Source organism: Streptomyces sp. NBC_01433 (genome assembly GCF_026340105.1).
Lineage (GTDB): Bacteria > Actinomycetota > Actinomycetes > Streptomycetales > Streptomycetaceae > Streptomyces.
On the sequence record NZ_JAPEPM010000002.1, the window covers coordinates 1,982,732 to 1,999,297 of the forward strand.

Consider the following 16,566-nt stretch of genomic DNA (forward strand, 5'->3'; position numbering starts at 1 on the left):
GTATTGGATCGCATCATGCGATCCAATGGCCGAACGGCACCTCTGCCACATCATCGCCGACTGGACGTGACGATCAGCAGGGCCGATAATCATGGGCTACCGGCGTGCGGCCACAACGCTTTCCACACAGCGGAAGGCGATTTGCCAGTTGGGGAAACAGACGCACACGGAATGTTTATGCAAGTTGTGCCGACAACTCGGGAGGAACAATGGCCAGCCTGGGCGAGCCGTTCACCGTGGGCGATCTCATGCTTCCCAACCGAATCGTGATGGCCCCGATGACCAGAATGCAGTCCCCCGGCGGCGTGCCGGGCCCGGACGTCGCGGAGTACTACGCCCGCCGGGCGGCCAACCAGGTCGGGCTGATCATCACCGAGGGCACCTACGTCAACCGCGCCGCCGCCGGCGCGTACGAGGACGTTCCCCACTTCTACGGCGAGCGGGCCCTCGCCGGCTGGGCGCACGTGGCGCGGCGGGTGCACCAGTCCGGCGGCAAGATCATTCCGCAGCTGTGGCACACCGGGGTGGTGCGCACCCTTGCCGAGCCACCCGCCGAGGGGCCGTCCGGGCTCGGGCTGGACGGTGCGCCGACGGGGAAAGTCATGACCCAGCGGGACATCGACGACACGGTGGCCGCCTTCGCGGATGCCGCCGCGGCCGCCGAGCGACTCGGGTTCGACGGCGTCGAACTGCACGGCGCGCACGGCTACTTGATCGACGACTTCCTGTGGAGCGGTACCAACCGGCGTACGGACCGCTACGGCGGCGCCCCGGCCTCCCGCGCCCGCTTCGGCTCCGAGATCGTGCGGGCGATCCGCGCCGTCGTCAGTCCGGGATTCCCGGTCTTCTTCCGGCTGTCCCAGTGGAAGGTCGGCCGGTACGAGGCCCGTACCGCGGAGAGTCCGGACGAGCTGGCGCAGTTGCTGACCCCGTTGGCCGACGCCGGTGTCGACGCGTTCCACGCCTCCACCCGCCGCTATTGGCAGCCCGAATTCGACGGCAGCGGCCTCAACCTGGCCGGCTGGGTGCGCAAGCTCAGCGGCAAGGCCACCGTGACGGTCGGCTCGGTCGGCCTGAACCAGCAGTACGGTGAGGGCGACTTCACCCAGGGCTTCACCACGAAGGCCGGGGTGACCGGCATCGAGGAGCTGGTGGCCCGTCTGGAGCGCGACGAGTTCGACCTCGTCGCGGTGGGCAGGACGCTGCTGGCCAACCCGGACTGGGCGGCAAAGGCGCTGCGCGGCGAGCCGGCCCCGACCGCCCCCTACGACCCGGCGGTGCTCAAGACCCTGGCCTGACAGCTGCCCGCGTAGCGGTAGTGCTCAATGATGCCGATGCCGGGTTCGTCGTGGTGGAGGACGGACCCGGCACACCGGTGGTGCGGGACTAAGTCGTGGCCGAAGCGCCTCCCAGGAAGCTCGGCAGCGACCGCGATGGCTCCTTATCGCGCGCCCAGCTCATTCCCGATGACCGAATGCCACTCACCCAACATGCGTCGCGCCGTGGCTTCGTCGAATACGTTCGCATCATATTTGAGAAAGACCTTGTACCCTTCGCCCTCCCGATAGAACTCCATCGAAAGCACATACTCTCCGGCGTAGGGCAGGTCGTCGAACATCCGCAGGTCCAACTCGCCCCGGCCGGCCGGGGCATCGTTGGTGAGCAGATCGGCTCCGTCGAAGTTCTGGAACAGGAAGTTCGTCAGTACCAGCGGTTCGCCTTCCGTTCCCAGCGCGCGGGTGATCTCCAGCAGTGGATAGGCGCCATGCTCGATACCGGCGACCACCTTGCGTTGCATGGATTTGAGCAGCTCGGGAAAGCTGCCGGTGACCTCGCAGCGGATGGGCAGACAGTTCACGAACTGGCCGACCACGTCCTTGAACCGCTCCTCGTAGCGGGCGGCCGCGGTCAAGCCGAGGATCAGGTCGCTCTGCCCGGTCAGCCGGTGCAGGAACCGCACGTACGTCGCGAACAGCACAGTGGCGACACTGACCCGGTGTTCCTTCGCTCGGTCGGCGAGTGCGGTGACCAGCGTCGGCGACAGCTTGATCATCGCCACGTCCACGCGGGGCATGCGCTTCGGGTCGTACGGACGGTCGTACGGCAGCGCGAGTGCCGTACGCGGTCCTTCCAGCTCACGGACCCAATAGTCCCGGTGCCGCTGGGCCCGTCGGCCAGTGAGCAGCGCCTCTTCCCATGCGACGAAGTCGCCGTAGGTGGCGCGACTGAGACTTCCCCTGCCGCGGTAGGCGTCCTTGAGCGTGCGGATCAGGACCGCCGTCGACGTACCGTCCATCAGGATGTGGTGCACGGTGATCATCAGAAGGCGACGCCGTCCGGCGAGGGAGACCAGATGTGTCCGGACCAACGGGCCCGTTGCCAGGTCGAACGGGACGTCGACCAGCTCCCGCAGCTCGGCCAGTTGCTCGACGCGTGAGGTGGCCGCGAGGCCGACCCGGTCGAACGACGGGGCCCTGGCCGGGTCGATGTCCATGTACGGCACACCGTCCCGCTCACCGAAGACGGCGCTCAGCACGGGGTGGATCTCCGTCTGAGCGCGGATCGCCCGTTCCAGGGCTGCTTCGTCCAGGCCGCCGTGGATCTCGAAGAGGATCGGGAGGTTGAAGGCGGTCGGCTCCGGCCAGCGCTGCTGGTCCCGGTACATGGCCAGTTGGCCGCGCGAGAGGTTCCACCGTTCGCCCGCCGTGCCCGTGATGAGGTGGGGGCGCGGGCCGTCGGTGGATTCGACGTGGCGAGGCGGGGTGACGGAGGTGTCGTCGCCGGAGTCCTCACGCGGGACGTCGGTGAACTGCGGGACGTCGGTGAGCGGCGGGACGTCGGTGAGCTGTGGGACGTCGGTGAGCTGTGGGACGTCGGTGAGCTGGAGGGCGAACGGGTACGTCGGCAGCGACACAGCCCGGCGTGGTTCCCCCCGGTGCAGGCGCTCCCAGTCCACCTCGACGCCCGACGCCCACAGTGCCGCGAGGCTGGACAGCCTTCCGGCGGCGATCCACCGCTGTGCCAACAGTTCCGGCAGGGCGCTGTCACCGGTGATCCGCGCGAGCAGACCGCCGGAAGCCTCGACGGTGCCCCGGCGTCCCCGGCCTGTACGCAGGCTGGTCCTCAGTTCCGCGGTGGACGACACCACGACCGCGTACCGCTCGGTCATCGCCGCCCGTCCGGCCTGGAGCGTGAAAGCCAGGTCGGCGAGGTCGGTGTCGGGGTGGCGGTCGAGGAACCCGGCCAGCCTGTCGACGGACGCCGAGAGCTGTTCGGGAGTGCTCGCCGAGAGGACGACGACCTGTTCGGCACCGCGTTTCGTACGGTAAGTGGGCTGCACGGGACACTCCTCGACGGTCACATGGATTTCTTCTCAACAGTTACGCCGAAGGGTCTTCCGGTTCACGCGAGGGAGTTCGCTTCGTGGCTGACCGAGACTGCCGATCTCAGCACTTCGAAGAAAGCTTTCCCTCGGCTGCTCAGAGTCAGATCGGGCATCATGGCCACGCCGAGGGACACAGAAGGCATATCCCCGGAGATCTCCACCGCCCGAACCCTCCCGCCACCCAACGTCATCGCATTCGAGGCGCGTTGATACATCAACGCGAACCCGGAACCCTCGGCCACGAGCCCGCGCATCGTCTCCATGCTCGTCGTCGTCATCACCTGCGGCATGCGAACGCCGGCGCGAGCAAACATCTCCTCGAAACGCTGGAGGACAGCCGGAACATTCAAGGCGACGAGCGGGCGGTCGGCCAATTCCCCCAAACCGATGGAGCCTGCCCTGCCGATCGGCTCGCTGTCGGCCACCAGGGCGTGAACGGGCAGATCGACCAGAGGGTGGAACTTGGAGCCGACCGACAAGAAGTCATACGTCACCGCCAGTTCGCATCGGCCATCCTGCAAAAACTCCAGGAGCCGATCCGCGGATTCCTCGTAGACGTTCAGCTGCAGCGCGACATAGCGCTCCTTGGTCGTCCGGTAGACCAGGGGCAGCAGAAAAGGGGCGATCGAGGAGAAGAACCCGACGTCGAGCCGGCCGGCGGTGTCGCTCGCCAGGGCATCACCCTGGGCCTTGAGGCTCAGGGCCTGCCCCAGCAACGCGCGCGCCTCCCCCAGGAGATGCCGGCCGCTGGGAGTGAGGGTGACCCCGCGGGCATGATGGCGAAGCAGCAGCTGCACACCGAGCTGCCGTTCCAGCCTCATCACGGCCGAGGAAACCGTTGACTGTGACGCACACAGCTTCTCCGCAGCCTCCGATATATTGCCGAGCTCAGCGGATACAACGAAATAACGCAATTGCGTAAGGCTGAAGCCCAGGCGATCGGTCACCGTGCACGTCCGGAGACCTTTTCCCGGAGTCCGACCATTCGGATGTCATATGCGGCGGCGCCGTTGTCCGATTCCGGGTCGATGGCGTCACGACCGGAAGCTGCGGTCTCGGTCACCGCGACCAGCTCTCGCAACAGGCGTGCCGGACATGCCCCGGCCCCGGAAACGTTACAGGCGCGCGAACAATGGGCACATGGACGATGGCCATGATGACAACTCTCCTCAGCCCCGGTCGGCGACGAGCAGGAAGTCGGGAACCTCTCCACCTTAGGATGATCGCGTTTTCGGACGTGCCCCACTATTTGGACAATCGTCAGGTGGCCAAAGGGATTCGTCGGTAAGGACGGTCGGAGCGCCGCCGGGTGGCTTTCACGGGAGCGCCGAGAAGATCAGCTCTGTATGCCGGTGCGCCGGAAAGGGCAGGCCCACCACTGGTGTTGTCAGCGCTCCGCAACGCGGCTCGGTGCTTCACCGGCTACCCGCCCAGGTGTCGGCTGTGTGGTAGGCCGGACCACCGTCCGTGTCATTCCGGCCAGCCGGGCCACGCGCCGACGGCGGGGCGGGTGTCTTGTAACCGCCCGGCGCGCCCTCAGCAGTCCCAGGAGCGTCGGGCGGCGGGCAGCGGGCGGCGCCCCGGATTTTCCGGGGCGCCGCCGAGAGCCTGCCCGCCGTGCGGGGCTGCCTGCCCCCCTCGGCATCAGGGTGTCCGGCGTCAGGCGTGCGTCAGCAGTGCCTCCAGTGCCGCCGCCGTGTCCGGGTGACGGCCGGCGACGGCCACGCCGCCCGACGACGGGCCGGGGGCCGAGGTGTCCCACGTTCCGTCGCAGCCGAGCAGCTCCGCCACGGTGTCGCAGGTCGCGGGGTGGGCGGCGAGCAGCACGGCGCGACTGCCCCCGGCGGGTGCCTGGGGTGCCGCCCCCGTGTCCGGCAGGGCCTGCCACGGCGGCACCCACGCGTCCAGTGCCGCGAGCCGGCCGGGAAAAACCCGTCCGGCCTCACGGATCAGCAGCGGGGCGAGCTCGGCGCCGTCCGCACGCAGGGTGCCGATCAGGGTCGGCAGCCAGGGCAGCAGCACCGGATCCGGCAGCCGTGCGAACGCGTTCGACACCGCCTCCACGACGAAGTCGGCCAGCTGCGGCACCGGGTCCAGCGCGTGCAGGAATCCGCTGAGGTAGCGCGGATAGACCCGCACCACCAAGGGGTTGGCCAGCAACGCGTCACACCGTGCGCGGAGTTCCGTACGGGAGAGCTGCCCGAGCTGCACCTGCGCCGCCCACAGCAGCGCCACCTTGGGCGGCTCCTGCGGATGCGACTGGGCGAACGCCAGCTCCAGCTGGGTACGGTCGCAGCCGAGCGACAGCGCCAGGCTCTCCATGCTGAACAGGAAGCCCAGCATCGCGGCGACCTGACGGGCGGTCGCCTCCTCGTCGGAGAACGCGGTCGGCAACAGGGTGCAGTAGTGCGCGTACCCCGTCTTGGCGAAGGACTCGATCCACGACGGAAGCACCGGCCGGCTGATCCGGTAGTACGCCAGCAGCCGGCGCACCCGGCGCAGCACCTCCGGCGCCCCGTCGACGCCGCGCTCGGTGGCCAGCACCTCCAGGGCGCGGGTGCCCAGCTCGTCGGCGAGGCGTCCGCCGCGCAGGTACAGCACCGCGTCCTCGACGGCCTCAAGGACGGTGGCGGTGGTCGCGTTCGGTGCGTAGGCGGTGCGCCGGAGGCGCTGTTCCAGGACCTGCTCGATGCTGACGCCTTCGTAGCCGAGCTCGATGAGCGCCCGTTGGTGGGTGCCCAGCGCCAGGTCCCAGGACTCCTGGATCGAGCGCTTTCCGAGCTCCCGCTCCCCCATGATCGGCCGGGCGGCGCCGTCCGGCATCAGGCGGCGCAGCATCCAGAGCACGTCGGAGCAGTGCGTGAGCTCCGGCCGGGAGGACATGTCCAGCAACGCGCGGCGCACACCGCGCTGCTGGAGCTGCAGATTCAGCGGCTCCAGCCGGTCGTGGACGTCGCGGGCCAGCGGCGGCAGGGAGTCGTAACCGACCTGGCCGACCCGGTCGCCGCCCATCATGATCTCCACGAGGCGGCGCACGTCGCGCCGGCCGGGCACGGTCTCCTTCTCGATGCAGGTGATCGCCGCGTCCTGGAAGTCGTACGGCGTGGGCCTGGCCCGGTCCCGCATCCCGGCCAGCAGGATCGACGTCTCGAACACGGCGATCGCGTCGGCGGTGGAGGCAAGGTAGCCGTTGCGGCGCGCGGAGCGCACGATCTCGACCGACCAGCCGAGCAGTTCGGCCTCGTCCAGCCGGTCGAGTGCGGGCGGGCGTCGCAGGAAACCGGAGAGCTTGTCCGTGGAGCTGTCCGCCGCCGCGCCGGGGACGGCCGCGGCGGCCCCCTTCCGGGACTTCGCCGGCTTCTTGGTGCCCGCCTGTCCTGCCAGCCGGAACGGCTTCACCTTGCTGCGCTTGAGGTTCATCCTCCACTGGGCGGCGGCGATCGACACGGAGCCTGCGGCGAGGCCGAACTGGGCCTCGATCGCCGTGTGGCTGGACGGGATCAGGCCGTGCTGCCAGGTGGTGGCGCTGGGCGGGCTGATCTCGAAGCCGCCGGTGCCGTGGACGCCGAACTCCGCCACGCGGCTGGAGGCGTGGAACGCGCCGCAGACGTAGAGGCAGTCCGCGGGGTCGGTGCCGGACGCGGCGAGGTGTTCGCGCATCCGGGTCCACATGTAGCGCTCCCGGTCCTCGTCCACGCGGACCCGGTCGGGGTCCCCGGGCGCCAGACGCCGGAAGAGGCTGCCGATCAGCAGCATGACCTGTCGGTAGGTGTCGTGGTCGCTGTCCCCGAGCGGCAGCTCGACGTACTGGTGCCACCACTCCGACCAGTGCCGCACCCTGCCGTGGTGCAGCAGATGCGTCTCCAGTTCGGCGAAACGGGGCCGCAGGTCGCCGATCTCCACGCCGACCGCGTCGCCGTGGAGCGCCGCCTCCTCCTCGGCGTGCGGCGCGTCCGGGTCGGCGGGCCGGGCGGAGCGCGCCCCGCGCGTCTGCCACTGGAACACGTGGTCCGAGGAACGGTCGACGAGGACCAGCTCGACGCCCGGTGTGTCCAGCGCGTAGGCGATCGCCTGGTACTCGGCCGACGCCTCGGTGATCGGTGCGACGACGGACAGCGGGGCCCATTCGGCCGGGAAGCCGTCGATCTCGCCGGCGAACGCCTGTACCGCCACCGGGAGTCTGCAGTTGCGCAGCTCGGACAGGAGCGGCGCCATGTCCTCGCACAGCTCCAGGTAGACGACCTTGGGCCGCTTCTCCCGCAGCCGCCTGGCCATCGCCGTCGCGGAGGCCGGCGAGTGGTGGCAGACGGGGAAGATCTCCAGCGGTTCGCGCACCGCCCGGTCGACGTCGTCGACCAGGCCGAGGAGGATGCCCTCCAGCGCGTCGGGGCCGTCGGCGAACTCCGCGGCGGCTTCCTGGAGCTGCGACCGCAATGCCTCGAAAGTCGCCCCCTCGCTCACGGGGCTCACGGGGCTCACGGGGCTCACGGGGCTCACGGGGCTCACGGGGCTCACGACAGGGTGGCTATCGCGTCGCGGCCGCCCTCAAGGAACTCCGGCCAGGAGCCGCCCTGCTCCTTGCTGCGCGGCTCGACAACGCCGTGCAGGTACTTGTTGAGGATGGCCAGGTCCTCGGGTTCGCGCCGCGCCAGCGAGCCGACGAGCGAGGCGGCGAGCGTACGGGCCGTCAGCTCGCGCTCACCGAAGAAGTTGCTGTGCAGGATCGCGTCCTCCAGCACACCGATCTGCTCGGCGCTCGACAACGCGGACTCCAGCTTCTCGTCGTCGCTCCCGGCCGCGGCGGACGCGGCCCGCAGATCGGCGAAGCTCTGCAGCAGCACGTCGAGCAGGGTCGGCGGCACGTCCAGTTCGATCTCGTGCCGGCGCAGCAGCTCCTCGGTACGGAAGCGGACGATCTCCGCCTCGCTCCTCTTGTTCGTCACCACGGGAATGCGGACGAAGTTGAAGCGTCGCTTGAGCGCGGAGGACAGGTCGTTGACACCCCGGTCGCGGCTGTTGGCCGTGGCGATGACGGAGAAGCCGGGCTTGGCGAAGACGATGTTGTCGCTGTCCATCTCCGGGACCGAGATGTACTTCTCCGACAGGATCGAGATCAGCGCGTCCTGGACGTCGCTCGTGGAACGGGTCAGCTCCTCGAAGCGGCCGATCGCGCCGGACTCCATGGCGGTCATGATCGGCGACGGGATCATCGACTCCCGCGACTGGCCCTTGGCGATCACCATGGACACGTTCCACGAGTACTTGATGTGATCCTCGGTGGTGCCCGCCGTGCCCTGTACGACGAGCGTGGAGTCGCGGCAGATCGCGGCCGCCAGCAGCTCGGCCAGCCAGCTCTTGCCGGTGCCCGGGTCACCTATGAGCAGCAGACCGCGATCGGAGGCCAGGGTGACGATGGCCCGCTCGACAAGGCTGCGGTCGCCGTACCACTTCTGGGGAATCTCCCGGTCGAGGCCGTCGGAGCGCTCGGAACCCAGGATGAACAGGCGGACCATCTTGGGCGACAGACGCCAGGAAAAGGGCTTCGGGCCGTCGTCACGGGACTCCAGCCACTCCAGCTCCTCGGCGTACTTGATCTCGGCGGGGGCGCGCAACAGGTCGGACATGTCTGGGCCTTTCGATGTTCTGGGGACGGGGATCTGAGTTCGGGGAGCTGGAAGCTGGAAGCTGGAAGCTGGAAGCCAAGTGAGTGGGAGTGAGTGGGTACGTACGCTCGCGAGGTGCGGACGCCCTACGTGAGGAACGTCTTGAGTTCGTGGACGAGCTTGCGGATGTGGCCGGAGAGCACCGGCGTCCCCTGGTCCTTGAAGCGCTCCCGGAACCACGGGTTGACGCTGGCGCGGCCCGAGCTGGTCACCGAGCCGACGGGGATGAACTTGGCACCCGAGCGGTGGATGGCGGCCATGCTTTCGAACAGCGGCTCCGTCTGCCATTCGTAGAAGTCGGAGATCCACACCACGACGGTGTTGCGTGGTTCGGCGATCTTCGGCTGGGCCAGCGCCATGGCGACCGTGCCGTCGGTGCCGCCCCCGAGGTTGGTTCGCAGCAACGTCTCGAAGGGGTCGTGCACCCATGGTGTGAGGTCGAGCGCCTGGGTGTCGTAGGCGATCAGGTGGACGTCCACCTTGGGCAGACCGGCGAAGATCGAGGCCAGGATGGTGCAGTTGACCATCGAGTCGACCATGGAGCCCGACTGGTCGACCACGACGATCAGCCGCTGTGGCGTCGTCCTGCGTACGGTGTGACGGTAGAAGAGGCGGTCGACGTAGAGCCGTTCCTCCTCGGGGTCCCAGTTGGTGAGGTTCTTCCAGATCGTGCGGTCGAGGTCCAGATTGCGGAACACCCGCTTGGGCGGGACCGACCGGTCCAGGGCTCCGACCGTGGCCTTCTCCACCTGCGTACGCAGCACCTCCGCGACCTCGTCGACGAAGCGCCGGATCAGGGCCTTGGCGTTGGCCAGTGCCACACCCGACAGGTTGTCCTTGTCGCGCAGCAGCTGCTCGATCAGCGACATGCTCGGGGTCAGCTGCCCGGCGAGCTGAGGGTCGGCCAGCACCTCGCGCAGCCGCATCCGCTTGACGAGGTCGGCTTCGATGGAGCCCAGCTCCGGGCCGATCTCCGGGATCAGCCGACTGAGGTCGGGCGTCGTACCTCGCCCGCCGGAACCGGTCGGGGAGACGCCCGGTCCCGACGCCCCTCCCGGCCGACCGCCGCGCAGTTCGCCGGGCCCGCAGCCGAGGGCGCGCTCCAGCCAGCCCGCGTCGGACTGCCAGCGGGACAGCTGTCCGGCGGTCACGGTGCCCGTACGCGGCTGGTAGACGTTGAGCAGCACCTTCGAGACGAGCGCGGCACGCCGCACCTCGGCGGCACGGTCGCGTCCGTCGCCATCGCCGTCCCCGCCATCGCCTTCACCATCGCCGTCGCCGTCGGCCGCGGTCTCAGCGGCTCCGGCTCCGGCTCCGGCTCCGGCTCCGGCTCCGGCTCCGGGCACCATCAGGCCGTCGAGCTCGGCGGCAAGCTCCGGGTGACGCTGTACGACCGAATCGATGGAGGTCTGCGGGTCCAGCAGAGCGGACGGCAGTCCGATGTCCTCGATGACGGCGAGGCTCGCCGATTCCAGCGTCGCCTGCTCCTCCGGGTCGAAGAGCTGGGCAAGCAGGCGCCAGTACATGACCTGACGGCGATTGTCCTGGGAGGTCGCCCCAGGGGTCTGGTCGGTCATTTCCGCAACAGCCTTCCGGCGCGCTCTCGCAGCACCGCCGCCGCATCGGTGGCGGCCTTCTCCGCCTTGACCCCGGCCTTGTCCGCCGTGCCCCCGGCCCAGGCCCCGGCGTGCACCGCGACAGCCTTCCTCCGCACGGTGCTTTCGACGGCGAGCGGCTGAACGCTGAACGTGCCCGCGTCCCAGCGGAGCAGGCCGATGCACGCGCTCGACTTGGCCACGGCTTCCGGGGTCAGCGGTCCGGCGGTCGGAACGCGGTCGCCGTCGACGGACAGGGCGAGCCCGGCGAGCGTGAACGTCAAAGTGCCGTCGTCGTCCTTCCGAGCGGTGTAGCCCTCCAGGAAGACGGGTTCGGCGATGCGCGCCGGGTGCCGGTCCAGGGGCGCGGTCGCCGAAACGGTCGCGGTGGACAGCGCCACGCGGGCGGTGGCGAAGGCGTCGGCGGGCTCCCCCTGCCGGGCGTGCTCGTCGCTCCAGATCAGGTCGCCCTCCGCGGTGACCGGCATATCGGTCAGGTCCATCGAGCGGCCCTCGCCGACGGCCGCCAGGAGCGACATGCGCGGGCGCAGCAGCTGCCAGAGACCGGCTCCGACCACCGTGTCCGGCTTCGGCACCGACACGCTCGCACGCACCAGACGCGGCGCGGAACCGTCCGCGGGCTCGAACACCGCGTGCACCTGGGCCTGCACGGCGGTCGGGTGTTCCTGCGTGTCGACGCCGAGGGGCAGGAGGCGGCCGGTGGCCGCACCGGTCGTGGGTGCGCCGGCCGCGCCGGGCAGCGTCAGCAGCATGCCGCGCGACCACAGGTCGGCCCAGCGGCGTACGGGAATCCGGTCGAGCGACGCGCCGGGGCAGGACGCGGCCAGCTCGGCGGCGAAGCCGTCGAGGAGCGTCGCCGGCCGGCGCAGGGCCGCGTCCGGAAGCATTGCGGAGACGATCTCCACCGAACCGGCGACCACGTCGTGGTCGATGCCCTGCCATCCGCAGCGCGCCAGTTCGGACAGCCACGCGCGGGCGGCGGTGAGCAGGTTCGCCGCCTGTTGTCCTTCGGGGACCCTGGCGGTCTCGTCCCTGCGGGCCCGGCCGGTCGCCTCGTCGACGCGGCACATCAGCGCGTCGTGGACGGAGCCCAGCAGTGCCGTGCGGGCGGCGGCAAGGGCGACGAAGTGGTCCTCGCCCGCCGCTCCGGCCATCACCTTCTCGGCCGCTTCGGCGACCCTGGCGGCCAGCGGAGTCCCGGCGACGGCGTGGGCGAGCGCGGTCGGGCCGGCCTCCGCACCGGACTGCGGGCGGAGCAGACCGGCGACGAGGGCCCGGTCGAAAGCCTCGACGGCCTCCATGGCCTCCTCCAGCCCGTCAACGGTTTCGGTCAGCGGGTCGGTACGCATCACGCCACCGCCCTGGTAGGCGGGAACCACTGCATCTCGGGCAACGGCGCGGTGTCCGGCGCGAGGTCCAGGTAGGCCAGGTGCCGCAGGAACCGGCTGAAGACGGCGGCGGAGGCGCCGGAGTCCCCCATCGGTGGGCGAGCGGCGCTCATGCCCGCCGTGATGGTGGGTCCGCTCAGCTCCTCGTCGGCGGTCTCCACCTTGAGGTAGCGGGCGACGCGTTCGGCCCCGTACTGGAGCACCGCCTCGTTGAGCATGGCCCGGATGTGGTTGCAGAACGCGCCCCGCGCCCCACCGCAGGGCCGGTTGTTGTTGGTGCTGCAGGCGAACGCGTAGGTCCCGGCCGCGACCGACGAGACGTAGACCCGTCCGATGTCCGAGCCGCTGGACACCACGCCCTGCACCCGTCCGTCGGCCAGTTCGACGAACGGGACCTTGGCGAGCTTGCGCGGCCGTGCGGGTGGTATCACCCGTGCCGTGCTCGACCTCTCCCAATCAGACAACGCGCCATCTCCTCATACGCCAAAGGGGGTTCCGCGCCAGAACGGCGGGACATGAAGCAACCTACGTGCGACCACTGACAACGCCCGTTCCCCGCGTCCACGGCCGCACCGGGAGAGGGTCGTTGGACGTTGCGTGCCAGACGCCGGGGTCGGAAGCGGAGCCAGGGGCAGTGCCGGATCCGGGGCAGTGCCGGATCCGGGGCAGTGGCAGTGCCGGAGCTGGGGCGGGGCCGGGGCGGTGCCGGGTCGGAGCCGGGCATGAAGGAGTCGGGCGGCATCATGGGGGCATGATCACCATTCATCTCAGGTACGAGATCGACGCCGACAGGCTTGAGGACTTCGAGGAATACGGTCGCCGCTGGGTGGTGCTCGTCAACCGCTTCGGCGGGACGCACCACGGCTACTTCCTGCCGAGCGAGGGCGACAGCGACATCGCCTACGCCCTCTTCTCCTTTCCCAGCCTCGCCAGGTACGAGAAGTACCGCGAGGACAGCATGACCGACCCCGAGTGCCAGGAAGCCTTCGAACTCGCGCGCAGAACCCGCTGCATCAAGCGGTACGAGCGCCGCTTCCTCCGGCCGCTCGACGGCTTGCCCCCGACCCCGGGCGGCGACACGAACTGACCGTGCCGAACGGTCCCGACGTCAGTTTCCGGTCACGCGGAAGGGGTGCCCGGCCGGGTCGGTGAAGACCCGCCACCGGTCGGCGTCCGGCTGGTGCTCGGGCTTCCCCGCACCCAACTCCAGCAGCATGGCCTCGGCTTCGTCCAGGTCATCGACCGCGAAGTCGAAGTGGAACTGCTGCGGAGCGTCCTGGCCGGGCCACCGCGGAGGCCGATAGTCGTCAACGCGCTGGAAGCCGATGCAGAGCCCGGCCTCGCGCGCGAGGCCGGCGAAGTCGTCATGGGACTTGGGGTGAAGCTCGAACCCGGTGGCCCGCCGGTAGAACGCGGCCAGTGCCAGGGGATCGGAGCAGTCCGGGGTGATCGCGGTCAGCTTCATCTGCGGGGGCACGAGAACTCCGTCACGGTCAGCACGCTCTCGGATAGAGGAGCGTGAAAAGTATGACCGGAACGCATGGAGCGGGAGGACTGCCGTTCCGCTGAAGTATCACTGACGCACCGCTGACGTACCGCTGACGCCCCTGGACCAGCCGTCGGACCCTTCACCGGGAGGCCGCAAGCGCTTGCTCAAATCCTTCAAACCCCAACACCCGTGCACAGAAGCCGAGATCACCCATGAATGGGATCCCGCGACCATGCCTCCGATGTGTCTGAACTTCACGAGAACTCCAGCGAAACGGCACCTGTGTGGATATCGTGCACCGAGCGAAGGCGCATCCGTCAGTCCATGGGATCGGCGGATGCGCCGCGTTTATGGGGGTGCGACCGTGACTGGGGGGGTCCATGGGGCATGTCGAAATACCTGAAACCAATACATCCGGACCGGTAGGGCTCCGGGGCGCGCCGCGCCCCCGCACCGCCGCGTCCCCGACTCGCACCATGGCCCCCGCGCAGTCGTGGCGGGCCCCGGCAGTGCGGCGCGACCTTTCCGGCCCGGCCAGGGCCAAGAGGGGGACGAGGCGGTATCCATCCCTGCTCGCCCTGACCGAGGCCGTGGGGCTCGCCCTGCCCGCCTGGCCGCTCCTGCGCGCCGGTGACCAGGCGGGGCCGCTGGGCACCGCGGTCATGGCCGGGCTGGTCTGGGCCGGGCTGCGGGCCTGCCGCGGCCGGTACGCGGACCGGCCGCGCGCCGAGCCGGGCGGGGCACTGAGCGTCCCCGGCGACTGGCTGCTGCTCATCGGCGCGCTCGCCGTGCTGCGTACGGTGACGGGTGGCTCGGTGGACCCGGCGACGGAGATCGTGGCCCTGGCGCCCGGGTTGGGGCTGACCGCCCTCGTCGCGGGTCTGCGGCCGTTACGGCGGACCGCGCGGCCGGTGCGGCGGGTCCTGCTGGTCGGCGAGGCGCCGGGGGTCGACCGGGCGGCGCGGCTGCTCACCTCCCGTACCGGTCATGGGTATGACGTGGTCGCCGCGATACCCGTCGGTCCGATGGCGCTGGAGCACGACGTACAGGTCCCCGGGCGTCTCGCCTCGTGCCCGGCGGACGACGATGTGTCGACGGTGCTGGGCGGGGCCTACGCCCACGAGGCGGATCTGGTGCTGGTGGCCCCCGGGCCCCAGTTGACCGGGGACCGGCTGCGGCGGCTGGGGTGGGGGCTGCACGACGGGGGGATAGCCCTGTGTGTGCTCTCGGAGCTCTCCGGTATCGCGGCGGCCAGGGTCAGACCCTCCGCGGTCGCCGGTCTGACGCTGCTGCACATCTCGCCACCGCTGCGGCGCGGCCCGCAGGCGGCGGTGAAGGTTCTGCTGGACCGGTGCGGCGCGCTGTTCGGGCTGTTGTTACTGGCTCCGCTGATGCTGGCGGTGGCACTGAGCGTGCGGGTGTCGTCGCGCGGCCCGGTGTTCCACCGCCAGGTCCGCCAGGGTCAGCACAACCAGCCGTTCACCATGTGGAAGTTCCGCACGATGGTGGCGGACGCGGAGAGCCGCCAGGCGCGGCTCGCCGCTGCCGACGAGGGCGCGGGGCCGATGTTCAAGATGCGCCGCGATCCGCGGGTGACGCCGATCGGCCGGGCGCTGCGCCGCACATCCGTCGATGAACTCCCCCAGCTGATCAATGTGTTGATGGGGCACATGTCCCTGGTGGGGCCCCGCCCGCCGCTGCCGGAGGAGGCGTCCCGCTACAACGAGCGGGAACACCGGCGGCTCGCGGTCAAGCCGGGCCTCACGGGGCTGTGGCAGGTCAGCGGACGGTCGGACCTGTCCTGGCAGGAGACCGTCTCGCTCGACCTCTGGTACGTCGACAACTGGTCGGTGGCCACGGACATGGGGCTCCTCGCCCGTACGGTGCGCGCCGTCACCGACGGCCGCGGGGCCTACTGAGAGCGGGGCGGACATGCCGATGCGCGGCGTACGGCCGGGCGAACGGTCAGGCCAGGGGCGCCGGTTGGCCGAGCCACCAGGCGTACGTGCGGGCGATGCCGTCCTTCAGCGGGATCCGCGGCGTGAAGCCGAGCGTGGACAGCCGGGACACGTCGAGGAGCTTGCGCGGGGTCCCGTCCGGCTTCGAGGTGTCCCAGGCGATACGTCCCTGATATTCCGTCACCTCTCTGACGGTTTGCGCGAGTTCGCGAATGGTGAGGTCCTGGCCGCAGCCGATGTTGACGGGTTCGTCGCCGTCGTAGGTCTCCAGCAGCCGTACGCAGGCGGCGGCGAGGTCGTCGACGTGGAGGAATTCGCGGCGGGGGCTTCCGGAGCCCCACAGGGTGACCTCGGGCGCGTCGTCCCGCTTCGCCTCGTGGAAGCGGCGGATCAGCGCGGGCAGGACGTGCGAGGTCTCCAGGTCGAAGTTGTCTCCGGGTCCGTAGAGATTGGTGGGCATGGCGCTGATGTACGCGGCGCCGTACTGCCTCCGGTACGACTGGATCTGCGTGATTCCGGCGATCTTGGCCAGGGCGTACGCCTCGTTGGTCGGCTCCAGCGGGCCGGTGAGCAGCGAGTCCTCACGGATCGGCTGGGGGGCGTGCTTGGGGTAGATGCAGGAGGAGCCGAGGAACAGCAGCCGCCGGGTCCCGGCGGTGTGCGCTCCGGCGATCACGCTGAGCTGGATGCGGAGGTTGTCCTCAAGGAACTGCACCGGATACGTGCTGTTGGCCATGATCCCGCCCACCTTGGCGGCGGCCAGGACGACGACGTCCGGACGGATGTCGCGCAGATACGCCTCGGTCGGCGCCGCCTCGCGCAGATCGAGCAGTTCGCGGCCGCGGGTGAGCACCTCGTGGCCTTCGGCGGTGAGGCGGCGCACCAGTGCCGAGCCGACGAGACCGCGGTGACCCGCCACGAATATGCGGGAGCCGGGGCGCAGTAGGGGGCGGACGGATTCCTGGGGAGGGCCGGGGAGATCGGTCGTCATGGCTCGGATTGTGCCAGCAGCCGTACCTCGCGGAGACCTTTTGCCACAGAACATTCCAAAGTCCGAAATTTCGGTG

At 69.9% G+C, this 16,566-nt stretch carries 12 protein-coding genes; 3 read left to right on the forward strand and 9 right to left on the reverse strand.

What is annotated here, in order from left to right; genetic code table 11:
- The first annotated feature begins 209 nt into the window (after positions 1 to 209).
- The gene (locus tag OG413_RS36190) at positions 210 to 1,298 is read left to right on the forward strand and encodes an NADH:flavin oxidoreductase (RefSeq protein ID WP_266812906.1); all 1,089 of its coding nucleotides are present in this window, start codon (positions 210 to 212) and stop codon (positions 1,296 to 1,298) included.
- 143 nt (positions 1,299 to 1,441) lie between these two features.
- Here the strand turns inward: OG413_RS36190 and OG413_RS36195 are convergent, their stop codons facing one another.
- The 7 genes from OG413_RS36195 to OG413_RS36225 form a co-directional block, all read right to left on the reverse strand.
- Positions 1,442 to 3,340 carry a condensation domain-containing protein gene (locus OG413_RS36195; RefSeq protein ID WP_266812908.1) on the reverse strand — a complete coding sequence of 633 codons (1,899 nt, stop codon included), beginning with the start codon at positions 3,338 to 3,340 and terminating at the stop codon, positions 1,442 to 1,444.
- A 62-nt stretch (positions 3,341 to 3,402) separates the two neighbouring features.
- On the reverse strand, positions 3,403 to 4,332 hold the full coding sequence (locus OG413_RS36200) for a LysR family transcriptional regulator (protein WP_266812910.1): 930 nt from the start codon (positions 4,330 to 4,332) through the stop codon (positions 3,403 to 3,405).
- A 712-nt stretch (positions 4,333 to 5,044) separates the two neighbouring features.
- The gene (locus tag OG413_RS36205) at positions 5,045 to 7,855 is read right to left on the reverse strand and encodes a DUF5682 family protein (RefSeq protein WP_266812912.1); all 2,811 of its coding nucleotides are present in this window, start codon (positions 7,853 to 7,855) and stop codon (positions 5,045 to 5,047) included.
- Between the two features lie 41 nt (positions 7,856 to 7,896).
- The gene (locus OG413_RS36210; protein WP_266812914.1) at positions 7,897 to 9,009 is read right to left on the reverse strand and encodes an AAA family ATPase; all 1,113 of its coding nucleotides are present in this window, start codon (positions 9,007 to 9,009) and stop codon (positions 7,897 to 7,899) included.
- 125 nt (positions 9,010 to 9,134) lie between these two features.
- Positions 9,135 to 10,625: a VWA domain-containing protein gene (locus OG413_RS36215; RefSeq protein WP_266812916.1), complete on the reverse strand. Its 1,491-nt coding sequence runs from the start codon at positions 10,623 to 10,625 to the stop codon at positions 9,135 to 9,137.
- The gene (locus OG413_RS36220; RefSeq protein WP_266812918.1) at positions 10,622 to 12,043 is read right to left on the reverse strand and encodes a hypothetical protein; all 1,422 of its coding nucleotides are present in this window, start codon (positions 12,041 to 12,043) and stop codon (positions 10,622 to 10,624) included. The genes OG413_RS36215 and OG413_RS36220 overlap by 4 nt, the downstream gene beginning before the upstream one ends.
- Positions 12,013 to 12,516, reverse strand: a complete 504-nt coding sequence (locus OG413_RS36225) for a hypothetical protein (protein ID WP_266812920.1) — start codon at positions 12,514 to 12,516, stop codon at positions 12,013 to 12,015. The genes OG413_RS36220 and OG413_RS36225 overlap by 31 nt, the downstream gene beginning before the upstream one ends.
- Positions 12,517 to 12,803: 287 nt before the next feature.
- Between OG413_RS36225 and OG413_RS36230 the strand changes: the two genes are divergently transcribed.
- Positions 12,804 to 13,139, forward strand: a complete 336-nt coding sequence (locus OG413_RS36230) for an NIPSNAP family protein (protein ID WP_266812922.1) — start codon at positions 12,804 to 12,806, stop codon at positions 13,137 to 13,139.
- Between the two features lie 21 nt (positions 13,140 to 13,160).
- Here OG413_RS36230 and OG413_RS36235 read toward each other — a convergent pair whose 3' ends face one another.
- The gene (locus OG413_RS36235; RefSeq protein WP_266812924.1) at positions 13,161 to 13,529 is read right to left on the reverse strand and encodes a VOC family protein; all 369 of its coding nucleotides are present in this window, start codon (positions 13,527 to 13,529) and stop codon (positions 13,161 to 13,163) included.
- A 392-nt stretch (positions 13,530 to 13,921) separates the two neighbouring features.
- Here OG413_RS36235 and OG413_RS36240 point away from each other — a divergent pair, with 392 nt between their 5' ends.
- On the forward strand, positions 13,922 to 15,460 hold the full coding sequence (locus tag OG413_RS36240) for a sugar transferase (RefSeq protein WP_266812926.1): 1,539 nt from the start codon (positions 13,922 to 13,924) through the stop codon (positions 15,458 to 15,460).
- A 46-nt stretch (positions 15,461 to 15,506) separates the two neighbouring features.
- Here the strand turns inward: OG413_RS36240 and OG413_RS36245 are convergent, their stop codons facing one another.
- Positions 15,507 to 16,490: a GDP-L-fucose synthase gene (locus OG413_RS36245; RefSeq protein ID WP_266812928.1), complete on the reverse strand. Its 984-nt coding sequence runs from the start codon at positions 16,488 to 16,490 to the stop codon at positions 15,507 to 15,509.
- Positions 16,491 to 16,566 lie beyond the last annotated feature (76 nt).

Excerpts from the sequence above, each read along its gene's own strand:
- OG413_RS36210 (WP_266812914.1), bottom strand. The coding sequence starts at position 9,009 with ATGTCCGACCTGTTGCGCGCCCCCGCCGAGATCAAGTACGCCGAGGAG.
- OG413_RS36190 (WP_266812906.1), top strand. The coding sequence starts at position 210 with ATGGCCAGCCTGGGCGAGCCGTTCACCGTGGGCGATCTCATGCTTCCC.
- OG413_RS36230 (WP_266812922.1), top strand. The coding sequence starts at position 12,804 with ATGATCACCATTCATCTCAGGTACGAGATCGACGCCGACAGGCTTGAG.
- OG413_RS36240 (WP_266812926.1), top strand. The coding sequence starts at position 13,922 with ATGGGGCATGTCGAAATACCTGAAACCAATACATCCGGACCGGTAGGG.
- OG413_RS36215 (WP_266812916.1), bottom strand. The coding sequence starts at position 10,625 with ATGACCGACCAGACCCCTGGGGCGACCTCCCAGGACAATCGCCGTCAG.
- OG413_RS36245 (WP_266812928.1), bottom strand. The coding sequence starts at position 16,490 with ATGACGACCGATCTCCCCGGCCCTCCCCAGGAATCCGTCCGCCCCCTA.